The sequence below is a fragment of the Actinotalea subterranea genome, from assembly GCF_008364845.1.
Classification (GTDB): domain Bacteria; phylum Actinomycetota; class Actinomycetes; order Actinomycetales; family Cellulomonadaceae; genus Actinotalea; species Actinotalea subterranea.
Genome location: NZ_VTTP01000005.1, coordinates 165,482 through 188,634, shown reverse-complemented (window position 1 = coordinate 188,634; position 23,153 = coordinate 165,482). Strand labels below are relative to the sequence as shown.

At 73.1% G+C, this 23,153-nt stretch carries 21 protein-coding genes; 11 read left to right on the top strand and 10 right to left on the bottom strand.

Translation table 11 applies throughout. The features are described from left to right. The first annotated feature begins 34 nt into the window (after positions 1 to 34). From FZ988_RS11055 to FZ988_RS11040, 4 genes are all read left to right on the top strand, one after another. Positions 35 to 805 (top strand): TetR/AcrR family transcriptional regulator, encoded by a 771-nt coding sequence (locus FZ988_RS11055; RefSeq protein WP_246169439.1) that lies wholly within the window; start codon positions 35 to 37, stop codon positions 803 to 805. Then, entirely contained in the window at positions 802 to 1,713 is a 912-nt protein-coding gene (locus FZ988_RS11050; RefSeq protein ID WP_149204079.1) for an alpha/beta fold hydrolase, read from the top strand. The genes FZ988_RS11055 and FZ988_RS11050 overlap by 4 nt, the downstream gene beginning before the upstream one ends. A 168-nt stretch (positions 1,714 to 1,881) precedes the next feature. Continuing rightward, on the top strand, positions 1,882 to 4,428 hold the full coding sequence (locus FZ988_RS11045; RefSeq protein ID WP_149204078.1) for an ATP-dependent Clp protease ATP-binding subunit: 2,547 nt from the start codon (positions 1,882 to 1,884) through the stop codon (positions 4,426 to 4,428). Between the two features lie 146 nt (positions 4,429 to 4,574). Then, complete coding sequence (locus FZ988_RS11040) at positions 4,575 to 6,041, top strand: serine hydrolase domain-containing protein (protein ID WP_149204077.1); 1,467 nt, start codon at positions 4,575 to 4,577, stop codon at positions 6,039 to 6,041. Positions 6,042 to 6,110: 69 nt separating this feature from the next. Here FZ988_RS11040 and FZ988_RS11035 read toward each other — a convergent pair whose 3' ends face one another. Continuing rightward, on the bottom strand, positions 6,111 to 6,581 hold the full coding sequence (locus tag FZ988_RS11035) for a MarR family winged helix-turn-helix transcriptional regulator (RefSeq protein ID WP_149204076.1): 471 nt from the start codon (positions 6,579 to 6,581) through the stop codon (positions 6,111 to 6,113). 64 nt (positions 6,582 to 6,645) lie between these two features. On the opposite strand from FZ988_RS11035, the gene FZ988_RS11030 reads away from it, so the two are divergent. Next, positions 6,646 to 7,968, top strand: coding sequence for a multidrug effflux MFS transporter (locus tag FZ988_RS11030; protein WP_149204075.1), 1,323 nt, complete (start codon positions 6,646 to 6,648; stop codon positions 7,966 to 7,968). A gap of 46 nt (positions 7,969 to 8,014) precedes the next feature. On the opposite strand, the gene FZ988_RS11025 is transcribed toward FZ988_RS11030, so the two are convergent. From FZ988_RS11025 to FZ988_RS11005, 5 genes are all read right to left on the bottom strand, one after another. After that, the gene (locus FZ988_RS11025; RefSeq protein WP_149204074.1) at positions 8,015 to 8,422 is read right to left on the bottom strand and encodes a VOC family protein; all 408 of its coding nucleotides are present in this window, start codon (positions 8,420 to 8,422) and stop codon (positions 8,015 to 8,017) included. Positions 8,423 to 8,510: 88 nt separating this feature from the next. Beyond that, positions 8,511 to 10,610: a glycoside hydrolase family 2 protein gene (locus FZ988_RS11020; RefSeq protein WP_149204073.1), complete on the bottom strand. Its 2,100-nt coding sequence runs from the start codon at positions 10,608 to 10,610 to the stop codon at positions 8,511 to 8,513. A 27-nt stretch (positions 10,611 to 10,637) separates the two neighbouring features. Then, positions 10,638 to 11,576, bottom strand: a complete 939-nt coding sequence (locus tag FZ988_RS11015; RefSeq protein WP_149204072.1) for a carbohydrate ABC transporter permease — start codon at positions 11,574 to 11,576, stop codon at positions 10,638 to 10,640. 1 nt (position 11,577) lies between these two features. After that, entirely contained in the window at positions 11,578 to 12,480 is a 903-nt protein-coding gene (locus FZ988_RS11010; protein ID WP_223145110.1) for a carbohydrate ABC transporter permease, read from the bottom strand. Next, on the bottom strand, positions 12,480 to 13,874 hold the full coding sequence (locus FZ988_RS11005; protein WP_149204071.1) for an ABC transporter substrate-binding protein: 1,395 nt from the start codon (positions 13,872 to 13,874) through the stop codon (positions 12,480 to 12,482). The genes FZ988_RS11010 and FZ988_RS11005 overlap by 1 nt, the downstream gene beginning before the upstream one ends. Positions 13,875 to 14,007: 133 nt before the next feature. Here FZ988_RS11005 and FZ988_RS11000 point away from each other — a divergent pair, with 133 nt between their 5' ends. Continuing rightward, positions 14,008 to 15,027 carry a LacI family DNA-binding transcriptional regulator gene (locus FZ988_RS11000; RefSeq protein WP_149204070.1) on the top strand — a complete coding sequence of 340 codons (1,020 nt, stop codon included), beginning with the start codon at positions 14,008 to 14,010 and terminating at the stop codon, positions 15,025 to 15,027. Between the two features lie 95 nt (positions 15,028 to 15,122). Here the strand turns inward: FZ988_RS11000 and arfA are convergent, their stop codons facing one another. Next, positions 15,123 to 16,652, bottom strand: a complete 1,530-nt coding sequence (arfA, locus tag FZ988_RS10995) for an arabinosylfuranosidase ArfA (protein ID WP_149204069.1) — start codon at positions 16,650 to 16,652, stop codon at positions 15,123 to 15,125. A gap of 161 nt (positions 16,653 to 16,813) precedes the next feature. Beyond that, positions 16,814 to 17,437 carry a helix-turn-helix domain-containing protein gene (locus tag FZ988_RS10990; protein ID WP_149204068.1) on the bottom strand — a complete coding sequence of 208 codons (624 nt, stop codon included), beginning with the start codon at positions 17,435 to 17,437 and terminating at the stop codon, positions 16,814 to 16,816. A 172-nt stretch (positions 17,438 to 17,609) separates the two neighbouring features. Between FZ988_RS10990 and FZ988_RS10985 the strand changes: the two genes are divergently transcribed. Both FZ988_RS10985 and FZ988_RS10980 read left to right on the top strand, forming a co-directional pair. Further along, on the top strand, positions 17,610 to 17,927 hold the full coding sequence (locus tag FZ988_RS10985; RefSeq protein ID WP_149204067.1) for a hypothetical protein: 318 nt from the start codon (positions 17,610 to 17,612) through the stop codon (positions 17,925 to 17,927). Beyond that, a complete protein-coding gene (locus FZ988_RS10980) occupies positions 17,924 to 18,226 on the top strand; it encodes a hypothetical protein (RefSeq protein WP_149204066.1) in 303 nt (100 codons plus the stop codon). The genes FZ988_RS10985 and FZ988_RS10980 overlap by 4 nt, the downstream gene beginning before the upstream one ends. A 97-nt stretch (positions 18,227 to 18,323) precedes the next feature. Here the strand turns inward: FZ988_RS10980 and FZ988_RS10975 are convergent, their stop codons facing one another. Beyond that, a complete protein-coding gene (locus FZ988_RS10975; RefSeq protein ID WP_149204065.1) occupies positions 18,324 to 18,788 on the bottom strand; it encodes a tRNA (cytidine(34)-2'-O)-methyltransferase in 465 nt (154 codons plus the stop codon). Between the two features lie 87 nt (positions 18,789 to 18,875). Here FZ988_RS10975 and mgrA point away from each other — a divergent pair, with 87 nt between their 5' ends. Further along, positions 18,876 to 19,904, top strand: a complete 1,029-nt coding sequence (mgrA, locus tag FZ988_RS10970; protein ID WP_149204064.1) for an L-glyceraldehyde 3-phosphate reductase — start codon at positions 18,876 to 18,878, stop codon at positions 19,902 to 19,904. A gap of 212 nt (positions 19,905 to 20,116) precedes the next feature. Here the strand turns inward: mgrA and FZ988_RS10965 are convergent, their stop codons facing one another. Then, positions 20,117 to 22,279: a beta-galactosidase gene (locus FZ988_RS10965; RefSeq protein ID WP_149204063.1), complete on the bottom strand. Its 2,163-nt coding sequence runs from the start codon at positions 22,277 to 22,279 to the stop codon at positions 20,117 to 20,119. Between the two features lie 178 nt (positions 22,280 to 22,457). Between FZ988_RS10965 and FZ988_RS19155 the strand changes: the two genes are divergently transcribed. Continuing rightward, complete coding sequence (locus tag FZ988_RS19155; protein WP_281287179.1) at positions 22,458 to 22,592, top strand: hypothetical protein; 135 nt, start codon at positions 22,458 to 22,460, stop codon at positions 22,590 to 22,592. A gap of 155 nt (positions 22,593 to 22,747) precedes the next feature. Next, entirely contained in the window at positions 22,748 to 23,032 is a 285-nt protein-coding gene (locus FZ988_RS10960; RefSeq protein ID WP_149204062.1) for a DUF1905 domain-containing protein, read from the top strand. Positions 23,033 to 23,153: the final 121 nt, after the last annotated feature.

Below are 23,153 nucleotides of genomic sequence, written 5' to 3'. Positions count from 1 at the left end.
CCGCAGAACAGAACGATCGTGCTATTTTTCGTCGGTGACGGCCGAGACCCTGGAGACCAAGGGGCGCCGCACGCGGGAGGCGATCCTGGCGCGCGGCGTCGACCTCGCCTGCCGGGTCGGGCTCGGCGGGCTCACCATCGGGACGCTCGCGGCCGACGTCGGGATGTCGAAGAGCGGCATGTACGCGCACTTCGGGTCCAAGGAGGCGCTCCAGCTCGCCGTCCTCGACGCGGCCGCCCAGGACTTCACGGCCGCCGTCGTCGCCCCCGCGCTCGCCCAGCCGCGCGGCGAGGCCCGCATCCGTGCGCTCGTCGACCGGTGGCTCGCGTGCGGCATCGCCCGGCAGCCCGGCGGCTGCCTCTTCGTCAAGGCCAGCACCGAGGTCGACGAGCAGGAGGGGCCCGTGCGCGACGCCCTCCGCGCGCACCACGCCGGGCTGTACCGCACGCTCGCGCGCATCGTCACGGACGGCGTCGCCGAGGGCCGGCTGCGGTCGGACGCGGACCCCGACCAGTTCGCCTCCGACGTCTACGGCGTGATGCTCGCCTTCTACCACGCGCACCGCCTGCTCGGTGATCCCGCCGCCGAGGCGCGCGCCCGCGCCGCCGTCGAGGCGCTCATCGACGCGGCGCGCGTCCCGGTCGCCCCGCCTGCGACGGCCCCGCCTGCCACCACCGCGCCTGCCGCCACCCCGGCTGCCGCCATCCTGACCGGCCGCTCGGACCGGCCCACGCACGAGCACCCCGCCCCGCGCAGCGTCGCGCGACCCACCGCACCGACGCACGAGACGCAGGAGACGCCATGACCACCACCCACCCCGCCGGACGCCGCTGGTCCGCCGGCCACCTCGTCGGGGCGACGCGCCTCGGCGCCCTGCGCACGACCTTCCGGGTGCTCGACGCCGTCGCACCCCGGGCCGCCGCCGCACGCGCGATGGACCTGTGGTGCACGCTCCCGGGCAACCCCGGTCGCCGCAAGGACTTCCGGCCCGGGCCCGGCGAGATCCGACGCCTGGCCGTCCCGCGGGGCGGCGAGATCGTCGCCGAGTCCTGGGGTGAGGGGCCCGTCGTGTACCTCGTGCACGGGTGGGGCGGCTGGCGCGGGCAGCTCGGCGCGTTCGTCGCGCCGCTCGTCGAGGCCGGTCACCGCGTGGTCGCCTTCGACGTCGCGGGCCACGGCGACTCCGACCCGGCCGTGATGGGGCCCGGCAAGGGCACGCTGCCCGAGTTCATGGAGGCGTTCGAGGTGGTGCTCGGCGCCTACGGCGAGGCGTCCGGTGTCGTCGCGCACTCGATGGGCTGCACCTCCGCGGCCCTCGTCGTGCGCGAGAGCGTCCCCACCGAGCGCCTCGTCCTCATCGCGCCCAACCACGAGTTCGCGACGATGACGCACGACTTCGCGCGGCTCCTCGGCTTCACCGAGCGCACCCGCACGCGCATGGTCGACGGGATCGAGGCCTTCACCGGGCGCCCGACGTCGGACTTCGACCTCGTGCCGCTCGGCGCCTCCGGCGGGATGCCGCCGACCCTGGTGGTGCACGACCGGCTCGACAAGGAGACGCCCTACGCCGTCGGCGAGGCCGTCGCCCGCGAGTGGCCCGACGCCGTCCTGCTGACCACCGAGGGCCTCGGGCACCAGCGGATCCTGGCCGACCAGGCGACCATCGCGGCCGTCGTCGAGCACATCAGCGACCGGGTGCCCGCGCGGGGCTGAGCGCCCGCCGAGCACGGGCTGAGCACGGCTTGAGCACGGGCCGGGCACGGGCGTCACGCCTGCGGCGAACACGGGCAGCCTGGGCGGGGGCCCGCGGTTAGCCTTGCAGGACGACGTCCAGACCCTGTGGAAGTTCCGCAGGGAGCACGCCGCCCGCAAGGAGCGCAGATGTTCGAGAGATTCACCGACCGAGCCCGTCGCGTGGTCGTCCTCGCCCAGGAAGAGGCGCGGATGCTCAACCACAACTACATCGGGACCGAGCACATCCTGCTCGGCCTCATCCACGAGGGCGAGGGCGTCGCCGCCAAGGCGCTGGAGTCGCTCGGGATCTCCCTGGACGCCGTGCGTCAGCAGGTCCAGGAGATCATCGGCGAGGGTCAGCAGGCGCCGTCCGGCCACATCCCGTTCACGCCCCGTGCGAAGAAGGTCCTCGAGCTGTCGCTCCGCGAGGCGCTCCAGCTCGGCCACAACTACATCGGGACCGAGCACATCCTGCTCGGTCTCATCCGTGAGGGCGAGGGCGTCGCCGCCCAGGTCCTGAACAAGCTGGGCGCGGACCTCAACCGGGTCCGTCAGCAGGTCATCCAGCTGCTGTCCGGCTACCAGGGCAAGGAGCCCGTCGCCGCCGGCGGCCCCGCCGAGGGTCAGCCCTCCGGCTCGGCCGTGCTCGACCAGTTCGGCCGCAACCTCACGCAGGCCGCCCGCGAGGGCAAGCTCGACCCGGTCATCGGTCGCCTCAAGGAGATCGAGCGGGTCATGCAGGTGCTGTCCCGCCGCACCAAGAACAACCCGGTGCTGATCGGGGAGCCCGGCGTCGGCAAGACCGCCGTCGTCGAGGGCCTCGCGCAGGACATCGTGCGCGGCGACGTCCCCGAGACGCTCAAGGACAAGCAGCTGTACACGCTCGACCTCGGGTCGCTCGTGGCCGGCTCGCGGTACCGCGGCGACTTCGAGGAGCGCCTGAAGAAGGTCCTCAAGGAGATCCGCACGCGCGGCGACATCATCCTGTTCATCGACGAGATCCACACGCTCGTCGGGGCGGGCGCCGCCGAGGGCGCGATCGACGCGGCGAGCATCCTCAAGCCGATGCTCGCGCGCGGCGAGCTCCAGACGATCGGCGCGACGACGCTCGAGGAGTACCGCAAGTACGTCGAGAAGGACGCGGCCCTCGAGCGCCGGTTCCAGCCGATCCAGGTCGCGGAGCCCAACCTCACGCACGCCATCGAGATCCTCAAGGGCCTGCGGGACCGCTACGAGGCGCACCACCGCGTGTCGATCACGGACGGCGCGCTCGTGGCCGCCGCGACGCTCGCGGACCGGTACGTCAACGACCGGTTCCTCCCGGACAAGGCGATCGACCTGATCGATGAGGCCGGCGCGCGCCTGCGGATCCGTCGCATGACGGCCCCGCCGGAGCTGCGTGACCTCGACGAGAAGATCGCCGAGGCACGTCGCGACAAGGAGTCGGCGATCGACGAGCAGGACTTCGAGAAGGCCGCGCGGCTGCGCGACGTCGAGAAGCAGCTCGGCCTCCAGCGCGCGGAGAAGGAGAAGGCCTGGAAGTCGGGCGACCTGGACACGGTCGCCGAGGTCGACGAGGAGCTCATCGCCGAGGTGCTGGCCATGTCCACCGGCATCCCGGTGTTCAAGCTCACCGAGGAGGAGTCCAGCCGCCTGCTGCACATGGAGGGCGAGCTGCACAAGCGCGTCGTCGGGCAGGAAGCGGCGATCAAGGCCCTCTCGCAGGCGATCCGCCGCACGCGTGCCGGGCTCAAGGACCCGAAGCGCCCCGGTGGCTCGTTCATCTTCGCCGGCCCCACGGGCGTCGGGAAGACCGAGCTCGCCAAGGCGCTCGCGGAGTTCCTGTTCGGTGACGAGGACGCGCTCATCCAGCTCGACATGAGCGAGTTCTCCGAGAAGCACACGGTCTCGCGGCTGTTCGGCTCGCCTCCCGGCTACGTCGGGTACGACGAGGGTGGCCAGCTCACCGAGAAGGTGCGGCGCCGGCCGTTCTCCGTGGTCCTCTTCGACGAGGTCGAGAAGGCGCACGCGGACATCTTCAACTCGCTGCTGCAGATCCTCGAGGACGGTCGTCTGACCGACTCGCAGGGCCGGGTGGTCGACTTCAAGAACACCGTGATCATCATGACCACGAACCTCGGCACGCGGGACATCGCCAAGGGCCTGCAGACCGGCTTCCAGGCCGGCGGCGACCTGTCGACGTCCTACGAGCGGATGAAGGCGAAGGTCGGGGACGAGCTCAAGCAGCACTTCCGGCCCGAGTTCCTCAACCGCGTCGACGACGTGGTCGTGTTCCCGCAGCTGTCGCAGGACGAGATCATCAAGATCGTCGACCTGATGATCGCCAAGCTCGCGGCACGCCTCAAGGACAAGGACATGGGGATCGACCTCACGCCCGCGGCCAAGGCGCTGCTCGCCGAGAAGGGCTACGACCCCGTCCTCGGGGCCCGGCCGCTGCGCCGTGCGATCCAGCGCGAGATCGAGGACCAGCTCTCGGAGAAGATCCTCTTCGGCGAGCTGCGGCCCGGTCAGACGGTGGTCGTCGACGCCGAGGGCGAGGGCCTCCTCGGGGAGTTCGTCTTCAGCGGGATCGGCAAGGACGCGCCGGCCGACGGCGAGCCCGAGCCGGTCGGGGTCGCGGTCTCCGCGATGCCGCCGCTCACCACGACGGACGAGGGCCACTCGGAGGGCTGACCTCCCGCTCGTCAGGTTCCACCGCCCGGGGCGGGGACGGAGAGATCCGTCCCCGCCCCGGGCGTCTGTGCGCCCGGAGCCGTGAGGCCCGGTCTGCCTGCCAGGTCCGCGTGCCGGGTGTCGGTGCGGGGTGCCAGAGTGGGTGCATGCCAGGTCGCCGACGACTTCCCCGCGCCCTCCCGCACGAGCGCGACGTGCCCGCCCCCGCGCTGCAGGGCCTCCTCGACGGGCTCGACGCGTCAGGCCTCGAGGTGCACAGCCTCATGGTCGTGGTGCGAGGTGCCGTGGTCGCCGAGGGGTGGTGGGCGCCCTACGCGCCGCAGATCCCGCACGCGCTGTTCTCCCTGAGCAAGAGCTTCACGTCCGCGGCCGTCGGGTTCGCCGAGGCGGCGGGGCTCCTCTCGGTGGACGACCTCGTGCTGACGCACCTGCCTGACGACGCCCCGCCCGGCGCGTCCGCGGCGGACGGGCCCCTGTCCCACCTGCGGCTGCGACACCTCCTGACGATGACCACGGGTCATCACGACGACCCGTCCGACGCCGTGTTCGCGACCGACCACTGGGCGCGCGCCTTCCTCGCGACGCCCGTCGAACACGAGCCCGGGACGCACTTCGTCTACAACACGGCCGCGACCTACCTGCTCTCCGTGATCGTGCAGAAGGTCACCGGCCAGCGCGTCCTGGACTACCTGACGCCGCGGCTGCTCGAGCCTCTTGGCATCGAGGGCGCGACGTGGGAGCAGTCGCCCCAGGGCGTCGACACGGGAGGGTTCGGGATGTCGCTGACGACCGAGGACATCGCCTGCTTCGGTGCGCTCCTGCTCGCCGACGGCGTGTGGGACGGCCGGCAGGTGCTGCCCGTCGGCTGGGTCGCGGAGGCGACGCGGGCGCACGGTCCCTCGGTGAACGACAACCCCGACTGGCAGCAGGGGTACGGCTACCAGTTCTGGCGCGGACGCCACGGCAGCTTCCGCGGCGACGGGGCCTTCGGGCAGTTCTGCGTCGTGCTGCCCGAGGAGGAGACGGTCGTCGCGATCACCGCGGGGACCATGGACATGCAGGGCGTGCTCGACCAGGTGTGGGAGCACCTGCTGCCTGCGGTGCGGGGCGGCGTGCCGGCGGCCGGTGGCGAGGAGGCCGAGGCTGCGCTTCGGCTGCGGCTCGACGCGCTGGCGATCGCGCCGCCCGCAGGGGAGGCCGATGGAGCGGTCGGCGAAGCGTGGGCCGGGCGCCAGATCGCGCTCGAGCCCAACCGGCACGGCATCGAGTGGGTCAGGTTCATGCCGGCGGAGGGTCGGACACTCGTCGAGGTGCACGGGCCCGACGGCACGACGACCGTCGAGGCCGGTCGTGGCGCCTGGCTCGAGGGGCACGTGCCGCTCCCCGCCGGCCGTGCCCACGCCGGTGAGCCCGGGCGGGTGGAGCCCGTCGTCGCGGCGCTCGCATGGCCCGAGCCGACGACGGCGGTCCTCACCGTGCGGCTCGTGCAGACGCCCTTCGCGCTCACCGCCCGCGCCGCCTTCGGTGAGGCGGGCGTCACGGTCGAGGTCGACGTCAACGCGGCGTTCGGCCCGACGCACGTGGACACGCTCCGGGGTCGCGCGACCGACTGACAGGGCGCGAGTCCGCTCGGAGCGCGGGCGCGAGCACGAGGACGAGCACGAGCACCGGCGCGGGCGAGGTCAGCCCGTCGGCTCCGCGTCGGCCCGGTCCGCGGGGTGCTGCAGCGCGTGCGCGAGGCGCTGGAGGGGTCCGCCGGCGGCGAGCAGCACCGCCTGGTCCGCCGGCGGCAGACGATCGAGGGCGGCGACGAGGTCGTCGGCCCACGCGGCCTCGATCTGGCCCCGGTGCGTGATCGCGAGCGACGTGGCGTGCAGGCGCACGACCCGTCCGTCCGTGGCGTCCGGCCTTCGGGCGATCAGGCCCCGCGCCACGAGGGATCGCACCGCGGCGCTCGCGTTGTTGGTGCGCAGGCCCAGGGCGTCGGCCACCTCGCCGACGCTGAGACCCGGCCGGGCGGCGACCACACGGACGACGTCGAGCTCGGTCGGGGGCAGCGGTTCGAGGCCCGCGGCGGTGTGCGAGCTTCGGATGGCGCGTCCGACGGCCCGCAGGGCGAGCGCGAGGCGTTCCGGTGCGACGTCGTCGGGCATGTCGCCAGTCTACAGATAGATATGAGAGCATATATAAATCCCGACGACGACCTGGAGCCCTGCCATGCCTGCGCCCGCCACCACCCACGCCCCGCCACGCACGACCGGTCAGCCGGCCGCGGCTGGGCTCGACGCGCAGGCCGCACCCGGTCCGACGGGGCACCGTTCCGCGGCGACGCTCGCGGGCGGGTCGCTGCCCGCGCTCACGGTCGGCGTGCTCGCGCTCCTCACCGCGGTGGCGCCGCTCGCCATGGACATCTACCTGCCGGTGCTTCCGGCGCTCGCGAGCGAGCTCGGGGCCAGTGCGTCCCAGGCTCAGCTCACGCTCACCACGTTCCTCGCGGGGCTCGCGGTCGGCCAGCTCGTCATCGGCCCGCTCTCGGACCGGTGGGGGCGGCGCGGGCTGCTCGTCGCGGGCACGGTGCTCTGCCTCGTCGCGAGCGTGGTGTGCGCGACGGCGCCGACGATCGGCGTGCTGCTCGCGGGCCGACTCCTCCAGGGCTTCGGTGGTGCCGCCGGCGTGGTGCTGAGCCGCGCCGTCGTCGTCGACCGTGTGGGTGGGGTGGCCGCCGCCCGACTGTTCGCCACGATGATGGCGATCCAGGGCGTCGCGCCCGTGGTGGCACCCCTGCTCGGTGGTGCGCTCGGCGGACCGTTCGGGTGGCGCGGGCTGTTCGTGGTCCTCGCCGGGCTCGCGGCGCTCATGCTCGTGGGTGCGCTGGTGGCCGTCCCGGAGAGCCTGCCCGTCGAGCGCCGTGGCAGCGGCGGCTCGGCGGCGTTCTGGCGCGACGCCCGGCACGTCGTCGGGGGCGTGCCGTACCTGGGCTACACCGTGACCTTCGCGGCCGCGTTCGCCGCGATGATGGCGTACGTCGCGGCCTCGCCGTTCGTGCTCCAGACGGTGCTCGGCCTGTCGGTCGGCCAGTACTCGATCGCCTTCGCGGTGAACGCCGCGGGCATCGCCGCGGTCAGCGTCGTGAGCGGGCGGCTCGTCGGGCGGGTGCCTGCGGTGCGGCTCCTGGGCGTGGGCGTCGGGATCCTGGTCGTGGCGTCCGCGCTGCTCGTGGCCGTCGTCGTGCTGCTGGACGCGCCCCGCTGGCCCACGCTGGCGCTGCTGCTGTGCGCGGTGTCGAGCCTCGGCCTCGTGATGAGCAACGGCGCAGCGCTCGCCACGGGTGAGGCCGCCCACCGCGCCGGCACGGGCTCGGCGGTCATGGGCGCACTCCAGTTCGCGCTCGCCGCCGCGGTGTCGCCGCTCGTGGGCCTGCGCGGTGACGACGACGCGCTCCTCATGACGGTCGTCATGCTCGGGTGCGGGCTCGTCGGGCTCGGTGCGCTGCGCGTCGCGCGCGGAGCGGTCGCGCGGCGGGAGACCGCGGGCGCCTAGGGCTCGACGGCCTGCGACGTCACGGGTGAATGGGCTCCGGCCGCGCCTACAGCTCGAACAGGCAGAAGATGTGGCCGACGGGGTCGACCATCACGCGCACGTCGTCCTGCGGCTGGTGCTCGGCCTGCCGCGCCCCGAGCTCCTCGGCCCGGCGCACGGCGGGTCCCAGCTCGGGTACCTGGAGGTCGAGGTGCAGCTGCATCTGCTGGACGCCGCGGGCCGAGGGCCACGCCGGGGCCTCGTGGAGCGGCTCCTCCTGGAACGCGAGGCCCGTGCCGCCCCCGGGCGGCCGGACGACGACCCATGTCGTGTCGTCCGGGTCGCTCGTGATCTGCCACCCGAGCAGGTCGCGGTAGAAGGCCGCGAGCGCATGCGGGTCGGGGGCGTCCAGGACGGTCGACGACAGGCGCGGGACTGTGGTGCGCCCGTCAGGCTTGAGCGGGTCCGACGTCATCGCCCCAGCATGCGCCGGGAGGGCGAAGCGTGCACGCCCCGCCCTCCCGGCGACTGTGAGTCACAGGGCGCGGGCGCCCCGGGACGGATCAGGTGGCTCGTCGTGCACCTCGACGGTTCGGCTCCTCCACCGGCGCCGCGTCGACGAACGTGCGCGCCCGCACGTGCTCGTCGTCGTCCACGAGCCACACGTGCAGGCGGGCAGCCGAGACCGCGCCGGGCGACGGGATCGTCAGTCTCGCGGCCTCGCTCAGCGTGAAGGGCTCCGCCTTGACGGGCTCGGACTCGGCGTCGGGGACCGGGGGCGCCTCGTGGAGCGGCGTCCCGTCGGCGACCCAGGCGGCGCGGACCCTGCCCAGCACCGGTGCGGTGCCGTGGTGCGACACGTGCACGTCGAGCGAGAACGGCCCGTCGGGCACCGTGATGTCGGCCCCGGCGTGGCGGGGCACGAGGTCGAGCACGAGCGTCGTCGGCGCGTTGACGTCGCGCGGGTCCAGTCCGCCGAGGTCCTTCGGGCGCCGGTCGGCGTCGAGCAGCCCGGCCATCTCGTGCTCGACGTCGGTGAGCTCGGTGTACACGTAGCCGGCGAACCGGTCGTGCCGGCGCAGCTCCTGGGTCTGCCAGCGCAGGTGCCACGCGCGCTCCAGACTCGTGAACCCGGCGCCGTACTCGCTGTTCAGGATGGGCACGCCCGTGCGGGGGTGCTCGGCGGAGCCGTAGAACGACTTGTCGACGACGAAGTCCGGGCCGAGCCGCACCGGGAACTCCTCGAGGGTCCCGGCCGCGAGCGCGGCGAGGTTGCTCGCCCAGGCCGCGGGGTCCTCGTCGTAGTAGTGCCAGTCCACGAGGTCCGTCCGCACGTGGGACCAGCCCGAGTTGTCCACGACGGGGCGGGTGGTGTCGAGCGTGCGCAGCAGGTCGTACGCGCGCGCGGCCGCTGCGGCCCGCTCGGGGCTGCCGGGGATGTCCCAGTCGAGGCCCCACTCCTCGTTGTAGAGGCCCCAGATCACGATGGACGGGTGGTTGCCGTCCCGGCGGACCATCGGCTCGAGCTGGGCCTCGAACGCTGCTGCCGCCGCCTCGCTGAACCGGCTCGGCGCCGGGGGCTCGGCCCAGACGAGCATGCCCATGCGGTCGGCGTGGTGGAGCCACCGGGGGTCCTCGAGCTTGATGTGCTTGCGGACGAGCGTGTACCCGAGGTCCCGGGCGAGCTCGAGGTCCGCGACCAGCGCGGCGTCGTCGGGCGCGGTCAGTCCGGACGCGGGCCAGTAGCCCTGGTCGAGGACCCCCGTGACGTAGAGCCGCTCGTCGTTGAGGAACAGCGCCTCACCGCGGGTCTCGATGCGGCGCAGCCCACCGGTCACGCGCACGACGTCGCTCGTGGCGTCCTCGGCCGGGACGCCCGGGCCGGGCGCCGTCCGCACGGCGACGGTGTACAGGTGCGGGTCCTGCGGGCTCCACCTCTGGGGGGTGACGAGCTCGACCCGGCCTCGGGCCACGCCGTCGTCGTCGGTCGTGAGGTCCAGGTGCTCGTGGGCGTCCGAGCCGTCGGCGACGTCCAGCGCGACGGCCGTCCCGCGGGGCGCGTCGCCGGTGACCCTGACGGTCACGTCGAAGCCCACGAGCGAGTCGCCGCGCAGCTCCACGGCTGCCGCGTACGTGCGGCCGCGTGGCTCCATCCACACGCTCTGCCAGATGCCCGACGTCGGCGTGAACGACACCCCGTCGTAGTCGTCCCGGGGGATCGAGCGCTGCTTGCCGTGGGGGATCGACCGCTTGTCGGCGGGGGCGTCGACCTCGACCTCGAGCACGCCCGAACGGCCGGGCGGCAGGACCTCGGTGACGTCGACCTCGAACGGTGTGGAGCCGCCGACGTGCTCCGCGAGCACGGCACCGTCGAGGCGCACGACCGCGCGGTGGTGCACGGCCCCGAAGCACAGCAGCACGCGCGAGCCGGACCACTCGGCGGGCACGGTGACGGACCGGCGGTACGTCGCGTGCTCGAGCCACGTCCGGGCGACGCCCGAGGCCGCGGTCTCCCACGCGAACGGGACGACGACGGGCACGGTCGCGTCGGGCAGGTCGAGCTCCCACGTGCCGTTGAGCGGAGCCCATCGGTCGGAGCGGTCATGGTCGGGGCGCGGGTACTCGGGGCGCGGGTACTCGGGGCGCGGCAGGGCGACGGTCATCGGTTCGGGCCTTTCGTGGGGGAGGGCTCAGCCCTTGACGCTTCCGGCGAGGATGCCGTTGATGAAGTGCTTCTGGAGGGCGATGAAGATGATCAGGAGCGGGACGAGGGCCAGGGACGCGGCGGCGAGCAGCTCGCCGGTCACGGTCGCGTAGTCGGCCCCGATGCGGTTGCCGGTGATGTTCTGCGCGAGCGTCGAGAGCACCACCTGGAGCGTCGCCATCCGCGAGGACGAGGCGGCGACGACCGGCCAGACGAAGTCGTTGTAGATGTTCATCACGGTCAGGACGGCCAGCCCGGCGAGGGCCGGCCGGATCACGGGCAGCAGCACCCGCCAGAAGATGCCGAACTCCGTGCACCCGTCGACGCGCGCAGCGTCGAGCAGCTCGTCGGGGACGGCCGCGATCACCTGGCGCATCCAGAAGATCGCGAAGGCGTCCACAGCTCCGGGCAGGATGAGCGCCTGGTACGTGTTGACCCAGCCCAGCTCCTTCATCTCGAGGAGCAGCGGGATGATCAGCACGACCGTGGGCAGCATGAGCGTGATGAGCACCGTGCCGAAGAGCAGCTCGCGACCCCGGAACCGGTACTTGGCGAACGCGTACGCGGCGAGCGGTGCGCAGAACAGCGTGAGCGAACCCTTCGCCAGGAGCACCACGGCCGTGTTGAGGAACCCCCGGCCGATGGGCACGTCGCTGAACATCCGGCGGAAGTTCTCCGTGGTCAGCGCGGTCACGTCGAGCCCCAACGGGTCGCTGATGATCTGCGTGGCGGGCTTGAACGCGGACACCAGGGCCCATGCGACCGGCGCGAGGAACGCGAGAGCGAGCACGACGAGGAAGGCCTGCGTCCCGAGCGTCCCGGCGCTCCAGCGCCGGCCGGTGGACCGGGGTGCGGAGGCGGGCAGGTGAGGAGCCCGGCCCGCCTCCGCGCCCGTCGGCTGCCGGTGGGTGGTTGAGGTCACCATGTCAGTCCTCCGACCGGAGCAGGCGCACGAACACGAGCGACAGCGCCATGACGACGATCACGAGCAGGAACGAGTTGGCGGCGCCGGTGCCGAGGTCGGCGCGCGTGATGTGGTCGTACAGGTGCAGGCCCGCTGTCGTCGTCGAGCCGTACGGGCCGCCGTCGGTGACGACGAACGGCTCGGCGAACATCTGGAACACCGCGAGCGTCTGCAGCACCACCGAGAACATGAGGGTGCGGCGCACGAGCGGCACCGTGATGCTCCACAGCCGCCTGCTGCGCGAGGCCCCGTCGATCGCGGCGGCCTCGTAGACGCTCGGCTCGATGGACTGGAGCCCGGACAGCAGGATGATCACGATGAAGCCCGTGGTCTTCCACAGGAAGAGCAGCGCGAGGGTCGGCTTGGCCCACTGCGTCGTGGTGAGCCACCCGACGTCGGGCAGCCCCACGAGGTTGAGCACGCCGTTCACGGCGCCGTAGTCCTGGTCGAAGACGACCACCCAGATCTGCGCGACCGCGACCAGCGGCGTCACGAACGGCACGAGGAACGCGATCCGGTAGAAGCCCCGCATGCGCGTGCGTGCGTTGTCGAGGAGCACGGCGACGAGGAGTGCCAGGACCATCTGCACCGGCACGATGAGGAGCCAGAGCACCGCGGAGTTGCCGAGAGAGGACCAGAACGCCTCGTTGCCCAGGAGGTAGGTGTAGTTGCCGAGGCCCACCCACTGCGCGCCGCCGGAGCCGTGCCAGTCCGTGAAGGAGAGCCGCAGCGTGAACAGCATCGGGTAGACGCTGAACGCGACGAAGATCGCCACGAACGGCAGGACGAACGCGTAGGGGGCCACGGCCCGCGGCAGGTGCGGTCGGCGCCTGCCGCGGGTCGAGGTGGTCAGGAGTGCGGTCACTACCGGTCCACGAGGTTCGTCTGGATGTCCGTCGTCGCCTGCTCGAGGACCTGGTCCGGGGTGAGCTCGCCGTCCAGCATCCTCTGGAGGTCCGTCCCGAGGTAGTCGACGGCACCGGCCCACCAGTCGGGCGTCGGTGCCCCGCCGGGGATCTCGGCGCCGGCGGTGACGGCCGTGGTCCACAGGTCCTGCCCGCCGAGCCCGGCGACGGGACCGAACAGGGGCTTCGAGGGATCGGCGGCGGGCGTGTACGCGGGGATCGACGTCGCCAGGCCGTTGGGGTACGTGTCGTTCTGTCCCCAGACGGCGGAGTAGCCGGCCTCGTCGTACATGAGGAACTCGTAGAACAGCCAGGCGAGGTCGGCGTTCTCACCGGCCTTCGGCAGCACGAACGAGGACCCGCCCATCGCGCCTGAGCGGGCGCCGCCCTCCTCCCAGGCGGGCAGCGGCATGGCCCGCCAGTCGCCAGACGTCTGCGTGAGCTGCTGCTCGGGTGCGAACGAGAACCAGATCGCCCACGGGTAGAAGACCTGCTGTCCGTTCTCCAGGGGGCCGACGTCGCTGGGCGACAGGTACTCCGCCCGGGTGCCGAGGCCCTCGCGCTGCACGGTGTCGAGCCACGTGAGGATCTGCCGGTACTCGTCGGACTCGAGCCGGAGCTCGCCGTTCTCGTCCGCGAGGCTCGTGCCGAGCTGGCTCGCGTACATCTCGAGCTGGAGCTGTCCCAGGAACGCGCTCTGCTCGAGGTGGATCGGCTTCGCGTCGGGCACCGCCGCCTGGTACTGGCGTGCGGCCTCGAGCAGGTCGTCGTACGTGGCGATCTGCGTGACGTCGACGCCCGCGGCCTCGAGGGCGGTCGCGTTGTAGAACAGGAGGCCCGGGTCGAGGTCGAAGGGCACGCCGTAGATGCCGCCGTCGAGCGAGCTGACGTCGACCTTCTGCTGGGCGATGTCCGCGACGTAGGGCTCGAGGACGTCGGTGACGTCCCACAGGTACGGGGCGAACCCGGCGACCTTGGCGTCGTCGAGGAAGACGCCGTCGGGCACGTCCGTCTCGGTGATGAGGGTGTTCTGGAGCTTGGCGTCGATGTCGACGGCCTCGTGGTGCACGACGATGTCCGGGTAGACCTCGTTGAAGTCGTCGATCACGGCGTCGAACACCGCGTACAGGTCTCCCGAGCGGTCCCAGATCGTGATCTCGCCGCTGGGGCTGTCCTGCGTGGGGGCCTGGAGGCGTCCGTCCGTGGCGGAGGTCTCCTCGTCGGTGCCGCCGTCGGCCCCGCCGATGGAGGGCCCGCAGGCGGCCAGCGCGGTGGCCGTGACCAGCAGGCCGGCGGCGAGCGCGACGGGGTGGCGCCGTGGCGCCCGGCTGGTCCGGTGGTGGTTCGGGTGCATCGGCACTCCCTTGTCCGAGCGATCGGTCCGGCGCGGGGGGTCGCACCGGCTTTGCCAACGTGTGCAAACTAGCGCGGCTTTGCAGACGTTGCAAGCCCTATGCTGGAGCCCGGAGCCGACGAGGGGGTTTGCCATGGTCGCCACTCTGCGCGATGTCGCCGAGCATGCACAGGTCTCTGTGCGCACGGTGTCGAACGTCGTCAGCGGCTACACGCACGTGAGCGACAAGATGCGTCGCCGGGTGCTCGACGCGATCGAGGAGCTCGACTACCGCCCCAACCCGGTCGCGCGCACCCTGCGCACGGGCCGCACGGGTGTCCTCGCCCTCGTGGTCCCCGAGATCGACCTGCCGTACTTCGCGGAGCTCGCGCGCGAGGTCATCAACGCGGCTGCCGAGCTGGGCTACCGCGTGATGATCGACCAGACCGGCCACGACCACGAGCGGGAGCGGGAGCTGCTCACGGGCGCCGATCGCACGATGCTCTTCGACGGCGTCCTCTTCAGCCCGCTCGTCACCCGCGCCGAGCTCCTCGAGATGCAGGCGAGCCGGACCATGCCGCTCGTCCTCCTCGGTGAGCACGACTTCGACGGCAGGTACGACCACGTCGCGATCGACAACGTCCAGGCCGCGCAGGACGCCGTCGCGCACCTGATCGCCGGGGGGAGGCGCCGCATCGCGGCGATCGGCGCGCAGCCCGACGAGGACTATGCGACACCCCAGCAGCGCACCACCGGGTACGAGCGCGCCCTGCGGGCCGCCGGCATCGAGCCGGAGCCGGACCTCCTGCGGGCCGCCGCGCACTACCGCCGGGCCGACGGCTACCGCGCCACCCGGGAGCTCCTGGACGCACCCGACCGGCCGGACGCGATCTTCTGCTACTCCGACCTGCTGGCGATGGGCGCGATGCGAGCGGTGTTCGACGCCGGGCTGCGAGTTCCCGAGGACGTCGCCGTGATCGGGATCGACGACGTGGAGGAGGGGCGGTACGCGCGCCCCAGCCTCAGCACCGTGTCCCTCGACACCCCGTTCATCGCACGCGAGGCGGTCGCGCGGATCTCCGCGCGGATCGGCGAGCCCGACGCGCCCGCCGTCGAGGTGCGGGCGCCGCACGCCCTGCGCGTGCGCGAGAGCACCGCACCGCGCGACGCCTGACAGTGTCGCGTCCGCCTGAGCGACGCGTCACGGCCCGACGGCCTGACGTGCCGGGCGGGTAGGCGTGCGCCAGCCCGCCCGGCACGTCAGCGTGCTCAGCCGCGCGTCGCGACCCCGCGCAGCGCCGTCCAGGACTCGGGCGCGAGCGTCACCGTGGTGCGGCCCGTCGCCTCGCCGAGGGCCGGGAGCTCGCTCCAGCACTGCTCGATCACGGAGGCCGCGTGCGCGGGGCCCTCGACGGCCGGGCGGCTGTCGGCGACCATCTGGGCCCCGCCGTCGATGCGCACCGTGAGGCCGTCGTGCTCGATCGTGACCTCGGCGGGCTCCGCGCCGCGGTTCGTGAGGAACAGCGCGAGGGCACCCGCGCCGTCGGGCGCCTCGTCCCACGTGGCCGCGGCCGTGACGACGGGCGTCTCGCCGTGCCGTGCGCTGGTCGTCGTCGGGACCTGGACGCGGAGGTCGAGCGCGACGCCGCGGGCGAGCTGCGCCGTCGTCGCGAACGGGTGGAAGGTCGGCTGGCGCCAGGCCTCGCCGCCCGGCTCCGTCATGATCGGGGCGATCACGTTGACGAGCTGCGCGAGGCACGCCACGGGCACCCGGTCCGCGTGGTTGAGCAGCGTGACCAGCAGGTCGCCGACGACCACGGCGTCGAGGCCGGAGTAGACGTCCTCGATGATGCGCGGGGCGTCACGCTGGAGCGGGAGGTTCTGCTCGCCCGGGAAGCGGGACTCGAGGTACCAGACGTTCCACTCGTCGAAGGAGATGGTGATCTCCTTGTCGGAGCGGCGCTGGGCGCCGACGGCGTCGGCCGATGCGACGACCCGGCGGATGAACCGGTCCATCGCGGTGCCCGACGCGAGGAAGCTCGCGCGGTCCCCCTCGAGCTCCTCGTAGTAGGCGTGCATCGAGATGTGGTCGACGAGGTCGTACGTGTAGCTCAGGACGGTGCGCTCCCACTCGCCGAACGTGGGCATCTGCATCGAGGACGACCCGCACGCGACGAGCTCGATGCTCGGGTCGACGAGCTTCATGGCCTTGCCCGCCTCGGCCGCGAGCTTGCCGTACTCGTGCGCGTCCTTGTGGCCGATCTGCCAGGGCCCGTCCATCTCGTTGCCCAGGCACCACAGGCGCACGCCGTAGGGCTTCGCCCGGCCGTTCGCGATGCGCAGGTCGGCCCAGCGCGAGCCGGCCTCGCCGTTGCAGTACTCGACGAGCGCGGCGGCTGCGTCCACGCCGCGTGTGCCCAGGTTGACGGCCATCATCGGCTCGATGCCCATGCGCTCGGCCCACTGCAGGAACTCGTCGGTGCCGACCTCGTTGGGCTCGATGGTGCGCCACGCGAGGTCGATGAACGGCTTGCGCTCCTCGCGGGGCCCGACGCCGTCCTCCCACACGTAGTTCGACACGAAGTTGCCGCCCGGGTACCTGACCATGCTGACGCCGAGCTCGCGCGTCAGGTCGGCGACGTCCTCGCGGAACCCGTCCCCGTCGGCGGTCGGGTGACCCGGCTCGTAGATGCCGGTGTACACGGCGCGGCCCAGGTGCTCGACGAACGAGCCGAACAGGCGGCGGTCGACGGTGCCGACCGTGAAGTCGGGGTGCAGCGTGATGCGGGCGTTGGTCATCGGAAGCCTCGTCCTCGAAGTTCTACAACGTTGCAATGGTAGGGCCACGGACCGCCGTGGCGGGCGCATTCGGCGCGTCGGGCATGTCACGCACGGAGTGCAGCCCGGGACGCCCGCGGGTCCCCGGGCCACGCGGCGCCCGGTCGACCCGGCTCGCGGCCTCAGCCGGCCGGGCGTCGGTCCGTGCGTGACGGCCGGGCCCGGACGTGCAGGCGCTCACCCTGCGGACCGAAGAGGTTGAGCACCTCGGCAGGGCCCGTCCCGGGGTTGCTGACCCGGTGGGGCATCCGCGTGTCGAACTCCGCGACCTCGCCCGCGGAGAGCACGAGGTCGTGCTCGGCGAGCTGGAGCCGGATGCGACCCGAGAGCACGTAGAGCCACTCGTACCCCTCGTGCGTCTGCATCTGCGGCTCGGCGCCCGCGGGGAGGGCGGGCGTGGGCGGGATGACCTGCTTGTACGCGCGCAGGCCGCCGGGGCGCCTGGTGAGCGGGAGGTACGTCGAGCCGCCTCGGCGGATGGGGCGCTCGTGCACGCGCGGGTCGCCGGTCGGTGGTGCGCCGACCAGCTCGTCGAGCGGCACCTGGTGCACGCGCGCGAGCGGCAGCAGGAGCTCCAACGTGGGCCGGCGCCCGCCCGACTCGAGGCGGGACAGGGTGCTCACCGATATCCCTGTCGCGGCGGACAGCTGCGCGAGCGTCGTCTCGCGCCGGAGCCGCAGGGCCCGCAGGCGGGGCCCGACGCCCTCGAGCACGACGTCGAGGTCCCGCGGATCCGCCTCTGCCATGACCGCAGTGTGCTGTCGCGGCAACACCGTTTGTCAACGCGGGGCGGTCGATGCCCCTGCTGGCAGCGTGCGGCACGGCCCGCGCCCGAACCATGGGCCCAGCGGTGACGGCGCCGCCCGCCCCGCCTAGGATGACCCGGTCGGTCGAGGGTCGATCACGCTGAGGGGGGCAATGTCCGGGACCGAGCTCCAGATCGGTGCGCAGGCGCGGGCCGCCGCGCTCGTGACCGGCGCGCTGCCTGACGTCGAGTCCACCCTCCGCGACCTCGGGACGGCGGTCGCCGACGCGTCCGAGGGGTTCCGCGGGGGAGCGGCCGGCGCGCTCGCCGAGGCGCTGAGCGCCTGGTACGACGCCGCGGGCGACCTCATCCCGACGCTCTCCGCGTACGCGGCCAAGCTCACGGCCGTCGACGAGACGGCCGCCGAGACCGAGCAGCGCCAGCACGCCGCCTACTCCCGCATCGCGGGCCGTCTGGGAGGCCCCTCATGAGCGAGCAGCGCACCCTCGTCGTCCGGCAGGACTCCCTCTCTACGATGGAGACGGCGATGACGACGGCGCACGACGCGCTCGTCAGCCAGCTCGCCGACCTGCTCGCGGCGGTCGACGCCGAGATCGTGGGCTGGGACCCGACGACGCCGTCACGCATCGCCGAGCTCGACTACCGGCGACGCCTCAACGCGGGCATCGAGCGGCTCACCGCCGCCCTCGAGGCGATCCGGGTCGCGCTCGCGGACCACCGCGAGAAGGCCCGCGACATCGAGGTCGAGAACGTCGCGATCCTGAACTGACCGGCCGGCACCGGCCGGGACCGTCCACGCTCCGACGGGATCGTCTGCGCGTCGACCGGGACGGTCCGGACCGGCGCCCGGTCCCGGGGGATCCGCCTCAGCTCGCGCCGGGGAAGCCGAGCTGTCGCCACGCCTCGTAGCAGGCGATGGCCGCGCAGTTGGAGAGGTTGAGCGAGCGTCGGCCCGCGAGCATCGGGATGCGCAGCTGCGCGGTCACCCGGGGGTGCGCGAGGACGTCGGCCGGCAGGCCGGTCGGCTCCGGCCCGAAGAGCAGCACGTCGCCGTCGGCGTAGGAGACGTCCGTGTACGACGTCGTCGCCTGCGTCGTGAAGGCGAGCACCCGCGCGTCGGGCATCGCGTCGAGAGCGGTTGGGAGGTCCGGGTGCACGACGACGTGGGCGAGGTCGTGGTAGTCGAGCCCGGCCCTGCGCAGCTTGGGCTCCGACAGGTCGAAGCCCAGGGGCTCGACGAGGTGGAGCTCGGCGCCCGTCGCGGCCGACGTGCGGATCGTCGCACCGGTGTTCCCGGCGATCCTGGGCTCGAAGAACATCACGCGCAGCACGGCGCGAGTCTGCCACCCGCACCGCGCCCCGCCGGCACCGGGCTTCGTCGGCACCGCCTGTCGGCGGCGCGCGTTAGCGTGGGGTCCATGACGCCGTTCAGGGCCGCCGACGACCGCTACGACACCATGACCTACCGCCGGACGGGTCGTTCAGGGCTCGACCTGCCCGCCCTGTCGCTCGGGCTGTGGCACAACTTCGGTCACACCCACGCGTTCGCGAACCAGCGCGCGATCCTGCGCCGCGCGTTCGACCTGGGCGTCACGCACATCGACCTCGCCAACAACTACGGCCCGCCCCCCGGTGCGGCCGAGGAGGCGTTCGGTCAGGTGCTCGCCAAGGACCTGCGCCCGTACCGCGACGAGCTCGTGATCTCGACCAAGGCGGGTTACGACATGTGGCCGGGTCCGTACGGCGACGGCGGGTCGCGCAAGTACCTGCTGTCCTCGCTCGACCAGTCGCTGCGCCGCATGGGCCTCGACAACGTCGACATCTTCTACTCCCACCGCCCTGACCCGACGGTGCCGATCGAGGAGACGATGGGTGCGCTGCACACGGCCGTGACGAGCGGCCGCGCACTGTATGCAGGCATCTCCAACTACTCGCCGTCGCAGACCCGTGAGGCGGCCCGCGTGCTCGCTGACCTGGGCACGCCCCTGCTCATCCACCAGCCGAGCTACTCGATGTTCAACCGCCACGTCGAGCTCGTCCGTGACGGCGAGGAGGAGACGCTGCTCGACGCGGTGGCGGACCTCGGCGTGGGCGTGATCGTGTTCTCGCCGCTCGCGCAGGGCCTCCTCACGGATCGCTACCTCAGCGGGCAGGTGCCCGCGGGTTCGCGGGCCGCCGTCGGGCACTTCCTGCGACCCGAGCGCATCTCGGACACCTACCTGAACCGGGCGCGGGCGCTCAACGAGATCGCCGCCGGCCGTGGTCAGAGCCTCGCGCAGCTCGCCCTGAGCTGGGTGCTGCGCGACCAGCGGGTCACCTCCGCGCTCATCGGTGCGAGCAGCGTCGACCAGCTCGAGGCGAACGTCCGCGCCCTCGAGGCCGGCCCCCTGACGCCCGACGAGCTCGCCGCGATCGAGGAGCACGCCGTCGACGGCACGGCCCACTGACCCACGCACGACGCCCCGCCCGGCCAGCCGGCCTCGCCCGGTCGGCGCATCCCCGCCCGTCGCCCCGCGGCCGCTCGCGCCGCGCCCGGCCGCTCTCGCCGAGGTCGGACGATCGCGCCGAGGTCGGGCGTTCGGAGGGCCGACCTCGGCAGGAGGGGCCGACCTCGGCGTTGGGGGCCTGGCGGCAGGCGGGTGGGGGATGGCGGGTGTGGTCAGGGTTCCTCGACGACCGCGACGCCGTGGGCCGGGACCGTCAGCTCGCCGGTGATCGGCGCTCCCGTGAGCAGGTCGACGCCGCGGGCCGGGACCGTCGCGTCCCGCGACCCGTGGTTGATCACGAACAGGTAGGACGTGCCCGCGCCGACGCCGGAGCTCGTGCCGGCGTCCGAGCCCGACGCCGTGCCCGACGCCGTGCCCGACGCCGTGCCCGACGCCGAGCCCGCCCCCGCGCCCGCGCCCGGGCTCACGCCAGGTCCGGGCTCCGCCCAGCGGCGGACCACCTCGACGCCGTCGGGAACCACCGGCAGGACGGGTGTGACCCCGGACTCCGCGAGGAGCTCGTCGACGACGCGTGACGCGCCGGCGTCGTCGAGCCGCGTCGCCACGTACCAGGCAGCCCCGGCGCCGGCGGCGTTGCGGGTGACGGCCGGGCCGCCCGCGCGGGGGCCGTCCGTGAAGGTGCGCACCGCCGCCGCTCCCGCGAGGTGCAGGTGCTCGCTCCACAGGTCCGCCGTCGAGCCGTCGTCGAGGGTGAGGCGCTCGTCCGCCAGGAGCGGGTGGAGCTCCTCGCTGCGGATCCCGAGCAGCTCCCGGAACGCGCCGGGGTAGCCCCCGAGGCGCACGTGGTCGTGCTCGTCGACGATGCCGCTGAAGTACGTGACGAGCACGGTCGCCCCGGCCTGTGCGGCGCGCGCGATGCCCGCTGCGGCGTCGTCCGTCACGGAGTAGAGCGTCGGCACGACGACGAGGCGGTAGCCGTCGAGGTCCGCGCCCGGGGCGACGACGTCGACAGTCACGCCCCGGCGCCAGAGCTGGCGGTACCACGCCATGACCTGGTCGGTGTAGTGCACGGCGTCGCTCGGGTGCGAGTCGAGCTCGGTCGCCCACCAGGCCGGGTAGTCGACGACGAGCGCGGCGTCGGCGCGGACGCGGCTCCCACGCACCGGTGCGAGACGGCGCAGCACCTCACCCAGGTGCACGGTCCCGCGCCACACGTCGGAGTCGGTGCCCGCGTGCGGCAGCATCGCCGAGTGGAACTTCTCGGCACCGGCCGCGGACTGCCGCCACTGGAAGAACATGACGGAGTCGGCGCCGCGCGCCACGTGGCTGAGCGAGTTGCGCAGCATCTCGCCGGGACCCTTGGGCCGGTTGCGCGGCTGCCAGCTCACCGCGGACGTCGAGTGCTCCATGAGGATCCACGGGTCGCCGCCCGCGATGCCGCGCGTGAGGTCGGCCGAGAACGCGAGCTCGACGTGCGCCTCCGGGTCGGCCGCGTCCAGGTAGTGGTCGTTCGCGACGACGTCGAGGTCGGGCGCCCACGAGAAGTAGTCCATCCACTTGTTGCGCGTGGACACCATGAGGTTCGTCGTCGTGGGGATGTGCGGCGTCACCTCGCGCAGCACGTCCCGCAGCTCGCGGTAGTGGGCCAGCAGCTCGTCGGAGGAGAACCGGGCGAAGTCCAGGTGCTGCGTCGGGTTCGGGTAGGTCGGCGCGGTCCTCGGCGGCAGCACCTCGGCGAACGAGTCGTACCGCTGCGACCAGAACGTGGTGCCCCAGGCCGCGTTGAGCGCGGCGACCGTCCCGTACCGGGCCTCGAGCCAGTCACGGAACGCGGCGGCTGAGTCGTCCGAGTACTCGTGCGGCACGTGGCAGCCGAGCTCGTTGTCCACGTGCCACAGGGCGAGGGCCGGGTGGTTGCCGTAGTGGTCGGCCATGAGGCGCGTCATCCGCAGCGCGTACCGGCGGTACACGGGGGAGGAGACCCGGTAGGCCTGGCGCCCGCCCTGGTGCAGCACGGTCCCGTCGGCGAGCTGCGGCAGGATCTCGGGGTGGCGGCGCGTGAGCCACGGTGGCGGCGAGGCGGTCGCGGTGGCCAGTGCGACGCGGATCCCGGCCGCGTGCAGGCGGTCGAGCACGGCGTCGAGCCAGCCGAGCTCGTACTGGCCCTCGCGCGGCTCGAGCGTGGCCCACGAGAAGATGCCGACGCTCAGCAGGTTCACGCCGGCCTCGCGCATCAGGGCGAGGTCCTCGAGCTGGGTCTCGAGCGGCCACTGCTCAGGGTTGTAGTCGCCGCCGTACCCGAGGCCCTCCAGGCCGACGGGCCACCGGCGGGCGTCGTCCCGGTGCCTTGTCGCGCGTGATGCGTCTGAGCTCATCGGGCAGCCTCTCTGGTTCGCCTCGATCGATCATGCTTCACCCTCGGGCTCCGTGTGTGAGGCTGCGCGGCGTGCCGCGTGGCCGGGTGCGATCCGGGCGCCCGGCACCTCCCGACGTGCGCGACCCCGGGTGCGGCGCCATGATCGCGGTGAAGGCCCCTTCGACCAGGAGGTCACCATGACCCTCGCCGACCTCGACAAGCCCGCGGCCCCCCGCGGCGGGCGGACCGGGAGCACCCGCAGCACCTCGACGAGCGCGTCGCCGATCTACGACGAGCTGGTCGCCGAGCAGGGAGACCCCACGCAGCGCTGAGCCCCCGCCGCGCTGACGCCGCCCAGCGATCCACGCCGCGCTGAGCCCCCAGCGCCGGCCCGACGTCGCCTCGGCTCCCGACGCCACCCGATGAGGTCCGGCCCCGCGGGTGGTCCATCCCTGCGTGCGCGACGACGCGCGGACGGGAGGACCCGATGGACCTGACCTTCACCACGACCCTGCGGCGCAGCCCTGCGACGGGCGGCTGGACCTACGTGGTCCTCGACGGCTCGGCGGAGCTCTTCGGCACCCGCGGCCTCGTCAAGGTCCGCGGGGAGATCGACGGGACGCCGTTCGTCACGTCCTTCATGGCGATCGGCGACCGCACCCACAAGCTGCCCGTGAAGGCGGCGCTGCGCCGCGCGATCGGCAAGGAGGCCGGTGACACGGTGACGGTGCGGCTCCTCGAGCGGCTCGACGGCGGGCCGTCACCCGCCTGAGCCCTACTCAGACGGGCGTGTGCCCGGCGTGCGCCCGGTACCGCGCGCCGGCGCACCGGTACTCACGCGCGTCCGCCCCCATACCTAGGCCGTCCGCTTCGGGACAAGGGTCCCCCGGCCC